Consider the following 14,525-nt stretch of genomic DNA (forward strand, 5'->3'; position numbering starts at 1 on the left):
GCAGAAAGGGCAAGCCGGAACCGCCGGCTTTGTCTATCATTTTGCCCATGTGCATCTTCTGCAACCTCAAAGCCCCGCGCGCCGCCGAACCGGCGCCCGATCAACCGGCATCCCATCGGTGGTCGTCGCGGCGGGGCTTCCTGCTGGCGGCCTCGGCCGGTGCGGCGGCAGCGGCCCTGCCGGCGGCTGCTCAGGTGGACGTGGGCCGGTCTTCCGCCTTGCGTACCCTGGTGCCGGCCGATGAGCTGGAGGGTGCGGCCCAGAAGCAGTATGGCCAGATGATGGCCGAGGCCAGCAGCAAGGGCGTGCTGGTGGCGGGCACCGACCCGCAGGTGGTGAGGCTGCGCAACATCGCGCGGCGTCTCATCCCCCATTCGCCACAGTGGAACGACCGCGCCAATCGCTGGAAGTGGGAGGTCAACCTGATCCGCAGCGAGCAGATCAACGCCTTCTGCATGCCCGGCGGCAAGATCGCCTTCTACACCGGCATCCTGGAGAAGCTCAAGCTCACCGACGACGAGGCCGCCATGATCATGGGCCACGAGATGGCCCATGCGCTGCGCGAACACGCCCGGGAGCGGGTGGCCAAGAGCAATGCCACCGGCATCGGCCTGTCGATCGCGGCGCAGCTGCTGGGCCTGGGCCAGCTGGGCGATGTGGCCGCCAACCTGGGCACCCAGCTGCTGAGCCTGAAGTTCAGCCGCGACGACGAATCCGAAGCCGATCTGGTGGGCCTGGAACTGGCCGCCCGCTCGGCCTACCAGCCGCAGGCCAGCGTGAGCCTGTGGCAGAAGATGACCGCCGCCAACGGCGCCGGCGGCCTGGACTTCCTGTCCACCCACCCCAGCGGACCCAACCGCATCAAGGAACTGGAAGCCAACGTGCCCAAGGTGCAGGGGCTGTACGAGCAGGCCCGCAAGGGCTGATCCCGAGGTGGCTCGGCCCGTGATCAGGCGCCGGACCGTTCCCCCACATACGGATTGAACCGCCGCTCCTCCCCCAGCGTGCCTTCCGGCCCATGCCCGGGAATGAACACGGTGTCGTCCCCCATGGGCCAGAGCCTGTCGCGGATGCTGGCCAGCAGCTGCGCATGGTTGCCCTGCGGAAAGTCGGTGCGGCCGATGCTGCCGGCGAACAGCACGTCGCCCACGAACACCCGCTGCGCCTCGGCCGAATGGAACACCACATGGCCCGGCGTGTGGCCCGGGCAGTGCCGCACCGCCAGGGTGGACTGACCGATCTGCACCATGTCTCCGTCCTGCAGCCAGCGGGTGGGGGCAAAGTGCCGCGCCGGCGGAAAGCCGAACATGGCGCTCTGCTGCGGCAGGGCGTCGATCCAGAACTGGTCGCCCGGATGCGGGCCCACGATGGGCAGCTGCAGGCGCTCGGCCAGTTCGCCCACGGCGCCGGCGTGGTCGATGTGGGCATGAGTCAACCAGATGGCCTGGAGTTGCAGCCCCAGCTCGGCCACGGTGGCGAGAAGCCGTTCGATCTCCCCACCGGGGTCGATGACGGCGGCCTCATTGGTCTGGTCGCACCACACGATGGAACAGTTCTGGGCGAAGGCGGTGACAGGCAGGGTTTGGTAGCGAAGCATGGCGGGCCAGGCCGCTTCAGCGCGGCAGTTCGTACTCGATCGTGATCGGCGCGTGGTCGGAGAACTTCTCGCCCTTGTAGATGGCCTCGGTGCGGGCGGTGGCGGCCACGGCGGGCGTGGCCAGGTGGTAGTCCAGGCGCCAGCCCACGTTGTTGGCATAGGCCTGGCCGCGGTTGCTCCACCACGTGTAGCAGGTGTCGGTGGTGTCGGGCTGCAGCTGGCGGTACACGTCGACCAGCCCGCCCTCGGTCAGCAGGCGGGTCATCCAGGCGCGCTCCTCGGGCAGGAAGCCGCTGTTCTTCTGGTTGCTGCGCCAGTTCTTCAGGTCCTTCTCCTGGTGGGCGATGTTGATGTCGCCGCACAGGATGAATTCGCGCTGCGCCTTCAGGGCCATGAGGTGCGGAAAGAAGGCGTCCAGAAAGCGGAACTTGGCTTCCTGGCGCTCCGGGCCGGACGACCCGCTGGGGAAGTAGGCGCTGATGATGGAGAAGCGCCGCCGGGGCGTGTCGAAGCGCAGCTCGGTGTAGCGGCCCTCGGCATCGAACTCCGGGTTGCCGAAGCCGGTGATGACCTCGCTGGGGGCCTGCCGGGTGTAGACGCCGGTGCCCGAGTAGCCCTTCTTCTCGGCAAAGTGGAAGTGTCCCTGCAGCCCCGCCAGGGTCTCGAAGCGGCCGGCCACGTCCGGCGCCTGGGCCTTGACCTCCTGCACGCAAATACAATCCGGCCGGTGCGTCGCCAGCCAGGATTCCAGCCCCTTGGTCGAGGCCGAACGGATGCCGTTGAGGTTGAGGCTGGTCAGTTTGAACAAGGGATCACCCATGGTGGAGAAGGCGGGCAGCAGCCCGGCACTGGCTCAGGAATTCGTGCAGTTCTGTGTGGAGGCCGGGGCGCTGAAGTTCGGCGAGTTCAAGACCAAGGCGGGGCGCCTGAGTCCCTACTTCTTCAACGCGGGCCTGTTCGACGACGGCGCCAAGCTCGGCCGCCTCGCCGGATATTACGCCAAGGCCCTGGTGGCCAGCGGCATCGAGTTCGACATGATCTTCGGCCCGGCCTACAAGGGCATCCCGCTGGGCGCGGCGGTGTCCATCGAGCTCGCGCGGCTGGGCCGCAACGTGCCGTTTGCCTACAACCGCAAGGAAGCCAAGGACCACGGTGAAGGCGGCACCCTGGTGGGCGCGCCGCTCAAGGGCCGGGTGCTGATCGTGGACGACGTGATGTCGGCCGGCACCGCCGCCCGCGAATCCATCGCCATCATCCGCGCCGCCGGCGCCATCCCGCACGCGGTGGCCATTGCCCTGGACCGGCAGGAAAAGGCCACCGAGGTCGGCCCGGACGGCCAGGTGCGGGATGTGGACCACAGCGCCGTTCAATATGTGCAACGCCAGCTCGGCCTGCACGTGTGCGCCATTGCCACCCTGAGCGATCTGCTGCAGTATCTGGATGTACAACCTTCCTCTGCATCGGCCGAGCACCGCGACCGCGTGCTGGCCTACCGCCAACGCTACGGTGTGACCTGAACCCACCCATGATGTCTGCCCGCCACCCGATCGCCGCTGTCCTTTCCCTGGTTGCCTTGATCGGGTCGACAGGCCCGGCGTCTGCCCAGAACACCGGCGAAATCTTCACCTGCGTCGACCGCACCGGCAAGCGCCACACCTCCGACCGGCCGATTGCCGCCTGCATCGACCGCGAGCAGGAAGTGCGCGGCGCCACCGGTACCGTGCGCAAGGTGCTGCCCCCCAGCTACACCCGCGAGGAGCGGGCCGCCATCGAAGCGCGGCAGCGCGCCGAGGAAGAGGAGAAGGCCCGCATCGCCGAGGAGCGCCGGCGCGAACGCGCCCTGCTGCTGCGCTACCCCAACCAGGCCGCGCACGACCGCGAGCGGGCCGAGGTGCTGAGCCAGATCGACGACGTGATCGCTGCGGTGCAGCGCCGCGAGGACAACCTCAAGGCGCAGCGCAAGGAGATCGAGACCGAACTGGAGTTCTACCAGGCCGACCCGAGCAAGGCCCCGGCCTGGCTCAAGCGCAAGCAGGACGACAACGCCGCGCAGTTCGAGGTGCAGAAGCGTTTTCTGGACACCCAGCTGCGCGAGAAGCAGCGCATCAACGCCCGCTTCGACGAAGAGCTGGCACGGCTGCGCCAGCTCTGGGGCCCCAGCGCGGCGGGTGCGGTCAGCCCAGCTTCCGGCGCAGCAGGTCGTTGACCTGCTGCGGGTTGGCCTTGCCCTTGCTGGCCTTCATGGCCTGACCCACCAGGGCATTGAAGGCCTTCTCCTTGCCGGCGCGGAACTGCGCCACCATCTCGGCGTTGGCCGCCATCACCTCGTCGATGATGGCTTCCAGGGCGCCGGTGTCGTTCACCTGCTTGAGGCCCCTGGCCTCGATGATGGCGTCCACCGTGCCCTCGCCCTTCCAGAGCGCATCCATCACCTGCTTGGCGGCGTTGTTGGAGATGGTGCCGTCGGCAATGCGGCCCAGCAGCGCGGCCAGGGCAGCGGCATCCACCGGCACATCGGCGATGTCGCGCTCCTCGGCATTGAGGCGGCGTGAGACCTCGCCCATGATCCAGTTGCTGGCCATCTTGGCCTGGCCACTGGCCTGAGCCGCCGCCTCGAAGTAGGCGGACATGGCCGGGCTCTGGGTGAGCGTGGTGGCGTCGTACTCGGGCAGACCGTACTGCTGCACGAAGCGCTCGGCCATGGCACGCGGCAGCTCGGGCATGGAGGCCTTGACCTCATCCACCCAGCTGCGGGCGATCACCAGCGGCGGCAAGTCGGGGTCGGGGAAGTAGCGGTAATCGGCTGCGTCTTCCTTGGTGCGCATGGCGCGGGTCTCGCCGGTGTCCGGGTCGAACAGCACGGTGGCCTGCTGGATGGCATGGCCGTCCTCGATCTGCTCGATCTGCCAGCGGACCTCGTAGTCGATGGCCTGCTGCATGAACTTGAAACTGTTGAGGTTCTTGATCTCGCGGCGGGTGCCCAGCGGCTGACCCGGCTTGCGCACCGAGACGTTGGCGTCGCAGCGGAACGAGCCTTCCTGCATGTTGCCGTCGCAGATGCCGATCCAAGTCACGATCTTGTGCAGCTCGCGCGCATAGGCCACGGCCTCGGCACTGGAGCGGATGTCGGGCTCGGTCACGATCTCCAGCAGGGGCGTGCCGGCGCGGTTGAGGTCGATGCCGCTCTGGCCCACGAAGTCCTCGTGCAGGCTCTTGCCGGCGTCTTCTTCCAGGTGGGCGCGCACCAGGCGCACCGTCTTCTTCTCGTCGCCCAGGAAAAAGCTGACCTCGCCACCCTGCACCACCGGGATCTCGAACTGGCTGATCTGGTAGCCCTTGGGCAGGTCGGGATAGAAGTAGTTCTTGCGGGCGAACACGCTGCTCTCGGCAATGTGCGAACCCACGGCCAGGCCGAAGCGGATGGCCCGCTCCACCGCAGCCCGGTTCATCACCGGCAGCGTGCCCGGCAGGGCCAGATCGACCGCGCAGGCCTGGGTATTGGGCTCGGCACCGAAGGCGGTGGCCGCGCGGCTGAAGATCTTGCTGCGGGTGGAGAGCTGGGCGTGCGTCTCGAAGCCGATGACGACCTCGTAACCCTGCACCAGGGGTGAAGAACTGCTGCTCATGATCAGAAGCCTTGGGGGATACGGGTGTGCCAGTCGGTGGCCTGCTGGAAGGCGTGGGCCGCCTGCAGCAGCTCGGCCTCTTTCAGGTAGTTGCCCACCAGCTGCAGGCCCACCGGAAGACCTCCGACACCGAAGCCGGCCGGCACGCTCATGCCGGGCAGGCCGGCCAGCGAGGTGGACAGGGTGTAGATGTCGGCCAGGTAGTTGGCCACCGGGTCATCGCCCTTCTCGCCGAGGGTCCAGGCCACGCTGGGCGCCACCGGGCCGGCAATGACGTCGCACTGGGCGAAGGCCTGCTGGAAGTCCTGGGCGATCAGGCGGCGGATCTGCTGCGCCTTGATGTAGTAGGCGTCGTAGTAGCCATGGCTCAGCACGTAGGTGCCGATCATGATGCGGCGCTGCACCTCGGGGCCGAAGCCTTGCGCGCGGGTCTTCTGGTACATGTCGACCAGGTCGTCGTACTTCGCGGCGCGGTGGCCGAACTTCACGCCGTCGAAGCGGCTGAGGTTGGAGCTGGCCTCGGCCGGGGCAATGATGTAGTAGACCGGGATGGACAGTTCGGTACGCGGCAGCGACACGTCCACCAGCGTGGCACCCAGCTTCTCGTACTCGGCCAGTGCGGCGCGCACGGCGGCCAGCACGTCGGGGGCGCAGCCGTCACCGAAGAACTCTTTCGGCAGCCCGATGCGCAGGCCCTTGAGCGGCTGTGCGGCCGTGGCACCGGCACGCGGCTGGCCCAGCGGGCGGGTGTAGTCCTCGGCCGGCAGATCCAGGCTGGTGGAGTCGCGGTCGATGTCGGGACCGGCCATGGCGCTGAGCAGCACCGCGCAGTCGGCCGCGCTGCGGGCCATCGGGCCGGCCTGGTCCAGGCTGGAGGCAAAGGCCACCATGCCGTAGCGCGAGCAGCGGCCATAGGTGGGCTTGATGCCGGTGATGCCGCAGAAGCTGGCGGGCTGGCGGATGGAGCCGCCGGTGTCGGTGCCGGTCACTGCGGCGGCCAGACCGGCCGCCACGGCCACCGCAGAGCCACCGGACGATCCACCGGGCACGCGGGTCGGATCCCAGGGGTTGCGGGCCACGCCAAAGGCCGAGTTCTCGTTGCTGCCGCCCATGGCGAACTCGTCGCAGTTGAGCTTGCCCAGCGTCACCGCACCGGCCTGGGCCAGACGGGCCACCACGGTAGCGTCGAACGGGCTGCGGTAGCCATCCAGCATCTTCGAGCCGGCGGTGGTGGGCAGCCCCCGGGTGACGAAGATGTCCTTGTGGGCCAGCGGCACGCCCAGCAGCGCGCCCTGCTCGCCGGCAGCGCGGCGGGCATCGGCCGCGGCGGCCTGGGCCAGCGCGGCGTCTTCGTCGATGGCCAGAAACGCGCCGAGATCGGCATGGGCGCGGGCGCGGGCGAGGAAGTGGCGGGTGGCCTCCACGCTGGAGGTCTGGCCGGCGGCCATGGCATCGGCCAGACCGGCCACGCCGAGGTGGTGCAGGTCGCTCATTCGATCACCTTCGGCACCAGGAACAGACCGCGCTCCACGGCCGGGGCGCTGGCCTGGTTGGCCTCGCGCTGGTCCGGCTCGGTGACCTCGTCGGGGCGCAGGCGCAGGGCCACGTCCTGCATCACGGCGGTGGGATGGGCCAGCGGCTGCACGCCGGTGGTGTCGACCGCCTTCATCTGCTCGACGATGTCGAAGAAGCCATTGAGCTGACCCAGCAGGCGCTCGCGCTGGGGGGCATCGAGTTCCAGCCGGGCCAGCTGGGCGATGCGTCCGATGTCGTTCAGGGTGAGGGACATGGCGGGTGGGGGGGAGTGGGGTCGGGGCGACCGGCGCGCATGAACCGCGCGTAAACGGGTCGAAACCGCCGGTTCGCATGCAGTTATGCACAGGGGTTGCGGTATTATCCAAGGTTTAGGGACCCGTCTCCGGCGCTTGCGGTTTTCTCCGAAAAATCAAGCACTTGGACCCGTTTCCCGGACCACTTTCCGGACCCCAACCAGGGCCTGTCCGCCCTCCCCGACGGATGTGCCCCACAGGACCCATTCACCATGTTTGAAGCGTTCCGTCGGCAGTTCTCGACCGACCTGGCCATCGACCTCGGCACCGCCAACACCCTGATCTACGTCCGCAACAAGGGCATCGTGCTGGACGAACCCTCGGTGGTGTCGATCCGCCACGAAGGCGGCCCCCAGGGCAAGAAGACCATCCAGGCCGTGGGCCACGAGGCCAAGGCCATGCTGGGCAAGGTGCCCGGCAACATCGAGGCCATCCGACCCATGAAGGACGGCGTGATCGCCGACTTCACCGTCACCGAGCAGATGCTCAAGCAGTTCATCAAGATGGTCCACCCGCGCTCGATGTTCAAGCCGAGCCCGCGCATCATCATCTGCGTGCCCTGCGGCTCCACCCAGGTGGAACGCCGTGCCATTCGCGAATCCGCCCTGGGCGCCGGCGCCTCCGAGGTCTACCTGATCGAGGAGCCCATGGCGGCGGCCATCGGTGCCGGCCTGCCGGTGTCCGACGCGTCAGGCTCCATGGTGGTGGACATCGGCGGCGGCACCACCGAGGTGGGCGTCATCAGCCTGGGCGGCATGGTCTACAAGGGCAGCGTGCGTGTGGGCGGCGACCGCTTCGACGACGCCATCATTGCCTACATCCGCCGCAACTACGGCATGCTGATCGGCGAGCCCACCGCCGAGGCCATCAAGAAGGAAATCGGCTCGGCCTTCCCCGGCTCCGAAGTCCGCGAGATGGAAGTGAAGGGCCGCAACCTCTCCGAAGGCGTGCCGCGCAGCTTCACCATCAGCAGCAACGAGATCCTCGAAGCCCTGACCGACCCGCTGAACAACATCGTCTCGGCGGTCAAGATGGCGCTGGAGCACACCCCGCCCGAACTCGGCGCCGACATCGCCGAGCGCGGCATGATGCTCACCGGCGGCGGCGCGCTGCTGCGCGACCTGGACCGCCTGCTGGCCGAAGAGACCGGCCTGCCGGTGCTGGTGGCCGAAGAACCGCTGACCTGCGTGGTGCGCGGTTGCGGCATGGCCCTGGAGCGCATGGAGCGCCTGGGCACCATCTTCACCAGCGAATAAGCCACACCCGTTCCGGGCGAGCCGCCATGCCACTGGGCACCCTGGACCGAACCCCACCCCCCTTCTTCAAGCAGGGCCCCTCGGCCCTGTCCAAGCTGGTGGTGTTCAGCGCCATTGCGCTGTTCCTGATGGTGGCCGACCTGCGCTTCAAGGTGGCCACACCCCTGCGCACCGCGCTGGCCACCGTGCTGTACCCGGGCCAGTGGCTGGTCATGCAGCCGATCGAGGCCGCCATGGCGGTGCGCGGCTACTTCACCTCGCTGGACCGGTCCCGCACGCTGGAGGCCGAGGCGCTGCAGCGCCTGGCGCGCCAGTCCGAGCGCAGCCAGCAGGTCGAGCAGCTAACGCTGGAGAACCGCCGTCTGCGCGAACTGCTGGGCCTGCGGGATCGGGCACAGGTGGAAGGCATCGGCGCCCAGGTGCTGTACGACGCGGCCGACCCCTACACCCGCCGCGTGGTGATCGACCGCGGCCAGACCCACGGCGTGAAGGCCGGTGCGCCGGTGATCGACGAATCCGGCGTGCTGGGCCAGGTCACCCGGGTGTACCCGCTGGTGTCCGAGGTGAGCCTGCTGGTCGACCCCGACCAGGCCATTCCGGTGCTCAACGCCCGCACTGGCGTGCGCAGCATCGCCTTCGGCCAGCCCTCGCGCTCGGGCGACGGCATGGAGTTGCGCTACACCGTGGCCAACGCCGACATCGCGGTGGGCGACCTGCTCACCACCAGCGGCGTGGACGGCATCTACCCGCCCGGCCTGGCCGTGGCCCGGGTGACCGACATCGAACGTGCGGCCGATTCGTCGTTCGCGCGCATCCGCTGCGAGCCGGTGGCCCGGGTGCAGGCCGCGCTGCACGTGATCGTGCTCCACATCACCGGCGAAGAACCGCCGGCCATGCCGGACGAGGCTGCCGCCACCGCCGGGAGGGCATCGCCATGATCATGCGTCCCGGCCAGCAGCTGCTGCTGCCGGCCAACCCGGTCTTCATCTGGCTCAGCCTGGTCATGGCCTTGCTGGCCAACATGGTGCTCAACATGGGGCTGTTCGGGCGTGCTGCCTGGGTGCCCGACCTGCTGGCCGTGGTGCTGGTGTTCTGGAGCGTCCATCAGCCCCTGCGCGTGGGTGTGGGCGCGGCCTTCTTCTTCGGCCTGGCCATGGATGTGCACCAGGGCTCGCTGCTGGGTCAGCATGCCCTGGCCTACACCGTGCTGGGCTTCGGCGCGATTGCCATGCACCGGCGCCTGCTGTGGTTTGCCGTGCCGCAACAGGCGCTGCAGGTGCTGCCGCTGTTCGTGGCGGCCAATGTGCTGCAGTGGCTGGTGCGCATGGCCGCCGGCGATCCATTCCCCGGCATCGAGAACTTCCTCTCGCCCGCCATCGAGGCCCTGCTGTGGCCGCTGGTGACGGTGCTGCTGCTGGCACCGCAGCGCCGCGCGCCCGACCCGGACGACAACCGCCCGATCTGACATGACCGAGCTGCGCAACGTCGAGTCCGACCTGGCCCTGTTCAGGACCCGGGTGCTGGTCATCGGCCTGGCGGTGCTAGTGGCCTTCGGGCTGATCGCGACCCGGCTGATCTGGTTGCAGGTGGTGCGCCACGACGAGCTGCTGGCCCAGGCCGAGAGCAACCGCACTGCCATCCTGCCGGTGGTGCCCAACCGGGGCCAGATCATCGACCGATCCGGTCGGGTGCTGGCCACCAACTACTCGGCCTACACGCTGGAGATCACGCCCTCCAAGGTGCAGGATCTGGACGGCACCATCGCCGGGCTGTCCCGCATCGTCCACATCGAGCCGCGCGACGTGCGCCGCTTCAAGCGGCTGCGCGAGGAATCGCTGAGCTTCGACTCGCTGCCCATCCGCACCCGCCTGACCGACGAGGAAGTGGCGCGCTTTGCCGCGCAGCGTTTCCGTTTTCCCGGCGTCGAGGTCAAGGCCCGCCTGCTGCGCCAGTACCCCAATGGCGAGGCGGCCAGCCACGTGGTGGGCTACATCGGACGCATCAACCAGCGCGAGAAGGAGCTGATGGCGGACTGGCCCGAGGAGGACCAGGCCAACTACCGCGGCACCGAGTACATCGGCAAGCTCGGCGCGGAACAGCAGTACGAACAGACGCTGCACGGCGCCACCGGCTTCGAGCGGGTGGAAACCTCGGCCGGCGGGCGCGCCGTGCGGTCGCTGGCCTCGTCGGCCGCCACGCCGGGCGACACGGTGGTGCTCTCCATCGACCTGCAGCTGCAGAAACTGGTGGAAGAGCTGTTCGGCGAGCGGCGCGGCGCGCTGGTGGCCATCGACCCGCGCAACGGCGAGGTGCTGGCCTTCGTCTCCAAGCCCACCTTCGACCCCAACCTGTTCGTCGACGGCATCGATGTGGAGAACTGGCGCAGCCTCAACGAGTCGATCGACAAGCCGCTGCTCAACCGCGCCCTGCGGGGCACCTACCCGCCAGGCTCCACCTACAAGCCCTTCATGGCGCTGGCCGCGCTGGAGACCGGGACCCGCAGCGCCGGCACCGTCATCAACGACCCCGGTTTCTGGATGTTCGGCAACCACCGGTTCCGCAGCCACGGCGATGGCGGGCTGGGCGCGGTGGACATGCACCGCAGCATCGTCAAGTCGAGCAACGTGTATTACTACTCGCTGGCCAACGAGATGGGCGTGGACCGCATGCACGACTTCATGAAGCCGCTGGGCTTCGGCCAGATCACCGGCATCGACCTCAAGGGCGAAGTGCGCGGCGTGCTGCCCAGCCAGGCCTGGAAACGCGCCACCTACAAGCGGCCCGAACAGCAGCGCTGGTACGCCGGCGAGACCATCTCGCTGGGCATCGGCCAGGGCTACAACAACTTCACCATGCTGCAGCTGGCCCATGCCATGGCCACGCTGGCCAACGGTGGCGTGCAGCACAAGCCGCACCTCACGCTGGCCACGCAGAGCGTGATCACCGGCGACCGCACACCCATTCCCCGGCCCGAGCCGGTGAACCTGGGCTACAAGCCCGAACACGTGGCCACCGTGCTGCGCGCCATGCAGGCGGTGACCACCGAAGGCACGTCCACCCGGGTGTTTGCCGGTGCGCCGTACACCAGCGGTGGCAAGACCGGCACCGCCCAGGCGGTGACCATCGGCCAGAAAGACAAATACGACGCCCGCAAGCTGGAAGAGCACCAGCGCGACCACTCGCTGTACGTGGCGTTTGCGCCGGTGGAGGCCCCCCGGGTGGCGCTGGCCGTGGTGGTGGAGAACGCCGGCTTTGGCGCGGCCGCTGCCGCCCCCATCGCCCGCCGCGTGTTCGACTACCTGATCGCAGGCCTTTACCCGAACCCGCAGGACATTGCCGCCGTGCAGGCCGGCCAGGCCGGTGCACCGGTGGGCACGCCGCTCAAGCTCAGCGAGATGGCGCCACAGTGACCGCGGCGCGGGACGTCAGGGCATGCGCACCCAGGCGTCCCACCCGGTCTTGAGGATCAGGGCCGACACCACCACGATGAAGGCCTCCCGCACGAAACCGCTGCCGTGCTTGAGCGCCATGCGCGTGCCCAGCACGCTGCCCACCACGTTGGCCAGACCGAGCGCCACCACGTAGTGCCACCAGATGTGGCCCTTCCAGGCAAACAGCGACAGCGCCGCCACGTTGGAGGCCACATTGAGCAGCTTGGCGCTGGCACTGGCGTGCAGGAAGTCGTAACCCAGCCAGCGCACGAACAGGAACACCAGGAAGCTGCCGGTGCCCGGGCCGAAGAAGCCGTCGTAGAAGCCGATGGTCACGCCCAGCACGCAGGCCGCCGCCGTTTCGCGCCGGCCGCTGAAGCGGGGCGCGTGGTCGCGGCCCAGGTCCTTGCGGGCCAGGGTGTAGATCAGCACCGCCAGCAGCACCAGGGGCAGCAGTGCCCGCAGCGAATCGGGCGAGACCTGGGTGACCACCCAGGCGCCCAGCATGGAGCCGGCAAAGGCCAGGCCGGCGGCCGGCAGCAAGGCATGCCAGGGCATCTCGACCCGGCGGGCGTACTGCACCGTGGCCGAGATGGTGCCCCACACCGACGCGCTCTTGTTCACGCCCAGCAAGGTGGCCGGGTGGGCTGACGGAAAGGTGGCAAACAGGGCGGGCAGCAGCAACAGGCCGCCACCGCCCACGATGGAGTCGACGAAGCCGGCGGCCAGCGAGGCCAGGGAGATGAGCAGGAGTTCCATGGGTCGATCAGGGCAATCGGCGATTGTCGCTGCCCGCGTCGGCCAAAAAAAAGCCGACCTGGTCGGGTCGGCTGGGATGCGTCCGGCGGTCTCTGTGGACCTTGATCCGGGTGTGTTCTGGTTGGACTGGGTTGTCTCCTCGGTCCCCCGCGGTACGCCGCAGGTGCTGCGGCAGCGAGTGCATGCACTGTAGGGTATGGCACCAGCACAGTGCATACGGGCTTTCCCTGCATTGGCACAGGAAATGCTGAGCGGTCCTACCTGTTACGAAAGGTATGCCCGATGCACCGGATTCGACGTTTTTCCCGTCCGTTCCTTCCCGCGTTCCACCGCCTGCCGCACCGCCATGCAGCCCTGACGGGCCTCTGGGCCTCCCTGGGCATGTCCCTGCCCGCCGCTGCCGAACAGGCCTCCGGGCCGGCGCTGGTGGCGGCCAGCACCCTGCAGGGGGCCGACACCGCCTGGCTGATGGTGAGCACCGCGCTGGTGCTGCTCATGACGCTGCCCGGCATCGCCCTGTTCTATGGCGGCATGGTGCGCCGCTTCAACGTGATCAACACCATGGCCAGCGTGGTGGGCATTGCGGCCCTGGTCAGCGTGCTGTGGTTTGCGCTGGCGTACTCCCTGGCCTTCACCCCGGGGGGTGCGGCCGGCGGCTTCATCGGCGGGCTGGAGCGCATCGGCTTTGCCGGGCTGGACTTTCTGGGCAGCACCGGGCAGGTGGCCGTGAGCCACATGGCGCGGCATGTGCCGGAGTCGGTGTTCGCCATGTTCCAGCTCACCTTTGCCATCATCACCTGCGCCCTGGTGGTGGGCGCGCTGGTGGAGCGCATGCGCTTTGCGGCCCTGCTGCTGTTCACGGCGCTGTGGCTGCTGGCGGTGTACGTGCCGATCGCCCACTGGGTGTGGGAGCCGGGCGGCTGGCTGGCGCAGCTGGGCGCGCTGGACTTTGCCGGCGGCGCGGTGGTGCACATCAACGCCGGTGCCGCCGCGCTGGTGGTGGCGTATGCCCTGGGCCCTCGCAGCGGCTACGGCCGCGAACCCTTCGTGCCCTTCAACCTGGGCCTGACCATGGCCGGCACCGGACTGCTGTGGGTGGGCTGGTTCGGCTTCAACGCCGGCTCGGCGCTGGCGGCCGACGGTCGCGCCGGTCTGGCCATGGCGGTCACGCACCTGGCGGCGGCCAGCGGTGCCATCGCCTGGATGGCGGCCGAATGGCTGGCCCGCAAGCGCGCCACGCTGCTGGGCCTGTGTTCGGGCGTGGTGGCCGGTCTGGTGGCCATCACGCCGGCGGCCGGTTTCGTGACGCTGCGCGGCGCGCTGGTGATCGGCCTGGTGGCCGGCGTGGCCTGCTACTGGGGCGCCACCGCGCTCAAGCGCATGCTGCGCGCCGACGACTCGCTCGATGTGTTCGGCGTGCACGGCGTGGGCGGTCTGGTGGGCGCGGTGCTCACCGGCCTGCTGGCCGACCCGGCCATTTCGGGCGTGCAGGCCAGCCTGACGGCCCAGCTGATCGCCTGCGTGGCGGTGCTGGGCTACAGCGTGCTCATGACCACCGTGGTGCTGTGGGTCACCTCGCGCTTCGTGGCGCTGCGGGTGAGCGAAGGGGCGGAGCGCACCGGGCTGGACCTGTCGCTGCACAACGAACAGCTGGGGCACTGAGCCATGAGCGGATCGACCGATCTGTTCGGCATCGCGGCGCATCTGCACGTGCTGCTGCGGCGCAAGACCGGACGGGTGACCGACACCGAATGGATGGCGGTGAATGCCGACTACGCGCGCGAGATCGCGCGGGTGGCCCGGCGCGCCGCCGAGGTGGACGGCCATGCCGAGTTGCTGCCCTGGGCCGAGAAGCTGGAAGCCGCGCTGCAGGCCCGGGCCGAGCCGGCGCGCAGGCCGCTGCTGCAGGCGGCGGCCGACACGCTGCGCGCCGGGCAGGTGCCGGCTGCACCGCCGCCGCCCGAGACGCCGGCGTCGCCCGACAGCAAGTACGTCGGCCGGCTGCGCTGACGCCTTGCCGGTGCCGG

Annotated in this window: 15 protein-coding genes; 9 read left to right on the top strand and 6 right to left on the bottom strand. The window is 69.0% G+C overall.

Annotated features, from left to right (window positions below):
• The first annotated feature begins 47 nt into the window (after positions 1-47).
• A complete protein-coding gene (locus WD026_RS11545) occupies positions 48-926 on the top strand; it encodes a M48 family metallopeptidase (protein ID WP_425723807.1) in 879 nt (292 codons plus the stop codon).
• Positions 927-949: 23 nt separating this feature from the next.
• On the opposite strand, the gene WD026_RS11550 is transcribed toward WD026_RS11545, so the two are convergent.
• Both WD026_RS11550 and WD026_RS11555 read right to left on the bottom strand, forming a co-directional pair.
• Positions 950-1,597 (bottom strand): MBL fold metallo-hydrolase, encoded by a 648-nt coding sequence (locus WD026_RS11550; RefSeq protein WP_425723808.1) that lies wholly within the window; start codon positions 1,595-1,597, stop codon positions 950-952.
• A gap of 16 nt (positions 1,598-1,613) precedes the next feature.
• Positions 1,614-2,405, bottom strand: a complete 792-nt coding sequence (locus WD026_RS11555) for an exodeoxyribonuclease III (RefSeq protein WP_425723809.1) — start codon at positions 2,403-2,405, stop codon at positions 1,614-1,616.
• Between the two features lie 10 nt (positions 2,406-2,415).
• Here WD026_RS11555 and pyrE point away from each other — a divergent pair, with 10 nt between their 5' ends.
• A complete protein-coding gene (gene pyrE / locus WD026_RS11560; protein WP_425724165.1) occupies positions 2,416-3,114 on the top strand; it encodes an orotate phosphoribosyltransferase in 699 nt (232 codons plus the stop codon).
• 8 nt (positions 3,115-3,122) lie between these two features.
• Complete coding sequence (locus WD026_RS11565) at positions 3,123-3,803, top strand: DUF4124 domain-containing protein (RefSeq protein ID WP_425723810.1); 681 nt, start codon at positions 3,123-3,125, stop codon at positions 3,801-3,803.
• Here the strand turns inward: WD026_RS11565 and gatB are convergent.
• The 3 genes from gatB to gatC are packed head-to-tail and all read right to left on the bottom strand — an operon-like array spanning position 3,772 to position 7,012.
• The gene (gene gatB / locus WD026_RS11570) at positions 3,772-5,223 is read right to left on the bottom strand and encodes an Asp-tRNA(Asn)/Glu-tRNA(Gln) amidotransferase subunit GatB (protein WP_425723811.1); all 1,452 of its coding nucleotides are present in this window, start codon (positions 5,221-5,223) and stop codon (positions 3,772-3,774) included. The genes WD026_RS11565 and gatB overlap by 32 nt on opposite strands.
• A 2-nt stretch (positions 5,224-5,225) precedes the next feature.
• Positions 5,226-6,716, bottom strand: coding sequence for an Asp-tRNA(Asn)/Glu-tRNA(Gln) amidotransferase subunit GatA (gene gatA / locus WD026_RS11575; protein WP_425723812.1), 1,491 nt, complete (start codon positions 6,714-6,716; stop codon positions 5,226-5,228).
• Positions 6,713-7,012 (bottom strand): Asp-tRNA(Asn)/Glu-tRNA(Gln) amidotransferase subunit GatC, encoded by a 300-nt coding sequence (gene gatC / locus WD026_RS11580; RefSeq protein WP_425723813.1) that lies wholly within the window; start codon positions 7,010-7,012, stop codon positions 6,713-6,715. The genes gatA and gatC overlap by 4 nt, the downstream gene beginning before the upstream one ends.
• 252 nt (positions 7,013-7,264) lie before the next feature.
• Here gatC and WD026_RS11585 point away from each other — a divergent pair, with 252 nt between their 5' ends.
• Genes WD026_RS11585 through mrdA form a run of 4 tightly spaced genes read left to right on the top strand, consistent with a single transcriptional unit; the run spans position 7,265 to position 11,718 of the window.
• Positions 7,265-8,308 carry a rod shape-determining protein gene (locus tag WD026_RS11585; protein WP_302176191.1) on the top strand — a complete coding sequence of 348 codons (1,044 nt, stop codon included), beginning with the start codon at positions 7,265-7,267 and terminating at the stop codon, positions 8,306-8,308.
• A gap of 26 nt (positions 8,309-8,334) precedes the next feature.
• Positions 8,335-9,246: a rod shape-determining protein MreC gene (gene mreC / locus WD026_RS11590; RefSeq protein ID WP_425723814.1), complete on the top strand. Its 912-nt coding sequence runs from the start codon at positions 8,335-8,337 to the stop codon at positions 9,244-9,246.
• A complete protein-coding gene (mreD, locus tag WD026_RS11595) occupies positions 9,243-9,773 on the top strand; it encodes a rod shape-determining protein MreD (RefSeq protein ID WP_425723815.1) in 531 nt (176 codons plus the stop codon). The genes mreC and mreD overlap by 4 nt, the downstream gene beginning before the upstream one ends.
• Position 9,774: 1 nt before the next feature.
• Positions 9,775-11,718, top strand: coding sequence for a penicillin-binding protein 2 (gene mrdA, locus WD026_RS11600; protein ID WP_425723816.1), 1,944 nt, complete (start codon positions 9,775-9,777; stop codon positions 11,716-11,718).
• A 15-nt stretch (positions 11,719-11,733) separates the two neighbouring features.
• Here the strand turns inward: mrdA and WD026_RS11605 are convergent, their stop codons facing one another.
• Complete coding sequence (locus WD026_RS11605) at positions 11,734-12,498, bottom strand: sulfite exporter TauE/SafE family protein (RefSeq protein WP_425723817.1); 765 nt, start codon at positions 12,496-12,498, stop codon at positions 11,734-11,736.
• Between the two features lie 381 nt (positions 12,499-12,879).
• On the opposite strand from WD026_RS11605, the gene WD026_RS11610 reads away from it, so the two are divergent.
• Together WD026_RS11610 and WD026_RS11615 are read left to right on the top strand one after the other, a co-directional pair.
• Positions 12,880-14,160, top strand: coding sequence for an ammonium transporter (locus tag WD026_RS11610; protein ID WP_425723818.1), 1,281 nt, complete (start codon positions 12,880-12,882; stop codon positions 14,158-14,160).
• A 3-nt stretch (positions 14,161-14,163) separates the two neighbouring features.
• Positions 14,164-14,508, top strand: coding sequence for a hypothetical protein (locus WD026_RS11615; RefSeq protein ID WP_425723819.1), 345 nt, complete (start codon positions 14,164-14,166; stop codon positions 14,506-14,508).
• Positions 14,509-14,525: the final 17 nt, after the last annotated feature.

The sequence above is a fragment of the Hydrogenophaga sp. R2 genome (assembly GCF_049843595.1).
In the GTDB taxonomy this organism is placed as follows: domain Bacteria; phylum Pseudomonadota; class Gammaproteobacteria; order Burkholderiales; family Burkholderiaceae_C; genus Hydrogenophaga.

Coding starts and splice junctions, on each gene's coding strand:
- gatA (WP_425723812.1), bottom strand. CDS start 6,716: ATGAGCGACCTGCACCACCTCGGCGTGGCCGGTCTGGCCGATGCCATG.
- WD026_RS11550 (WP_425723808.1), bottom strand. CDS start 1,597: ATGCTTCGCTACCAAACCCTGCCTGTCACCGCCTTCGCCCAGAACTGT.
- WD026_RS11615 (WP_425723819.1), top strand. CDS start 14,164: ATGAGCGGATCGACCGATCTGTTCGGCATCGCGGCGCATCTGCACGTG.
- WD026_RS11545 (WP_425723807.1), top strand. CDS start 48: ATGTGCATCTTCTGCAACCTCAAAGCCCCGCGCGCCGCCGAACCGGCG.
- mrdA (WP_425723816.1), top strand. CDS start 9,775: ATGACCGAGCTGCGCAACGTCGAGTCCGACCTGGCCCTGTTCAGGACC.
- gatC (WP_425723813.1), bottom strand. CDS start 7,012: ATGTCCCTCACCCTGAACGACATCGGACGCATCGCCCAGCTGGCCCGG.
- pyrE (WP_425724165.1), top strand. CDS start 2,416: ATGGTGGAGAAGGCGGGCAGCAGCCCGGCACTGGCTCAGGAATTCGTG.
- mreD (WP_425723815.1), top strand. CDS start 9,243: ATGATCATGCGTCCCGGCCAGCAGCTGCTGCTGCCGGCCAACCCGGTC.
- WD026_RS11565 (WP_425723810.1), top strand. CDS start 3,123: ATGATGTCTGCCCGCCACCCGATCGCCGCTGTCCTTTCCCTGGTTGCC.
- WD026_RS11585 (WP_302176191.1), top strand. CDS start 7,265: ATGTTTGAAGCGTTCCGTCGGCAGTTCTCGACCGACCTGGCCATCGAC.
- gatB (WP_425723811.1), bottom strand. CDS start 5,223: ATGAGCAGCAGTTCTTCACCCCTGGTGCAGGGTTACGAGGTCGTCATC.
- WD026_RS11605 (WP_425723817.1), bottom strand. CDS start 12,498: ATGGAACTCCTGCTCATCTCCCTGGCCTCGCTGGCCGCCGGCTTCGTC.
- WD026_RS11610 (WP_425723818.1), top strand. CDS start 12,880: ATGTCCCTGCCCGCCGCTGCCGAACAGGCCTCCGGGCCGGCGCTGGTG.
- mreC (WP_425723814.1), top strand. CDS start 8,335: ATGCCACTGGGCACCCTGGACCGAACCCCACCCCCCTTCTTCAAGCAG.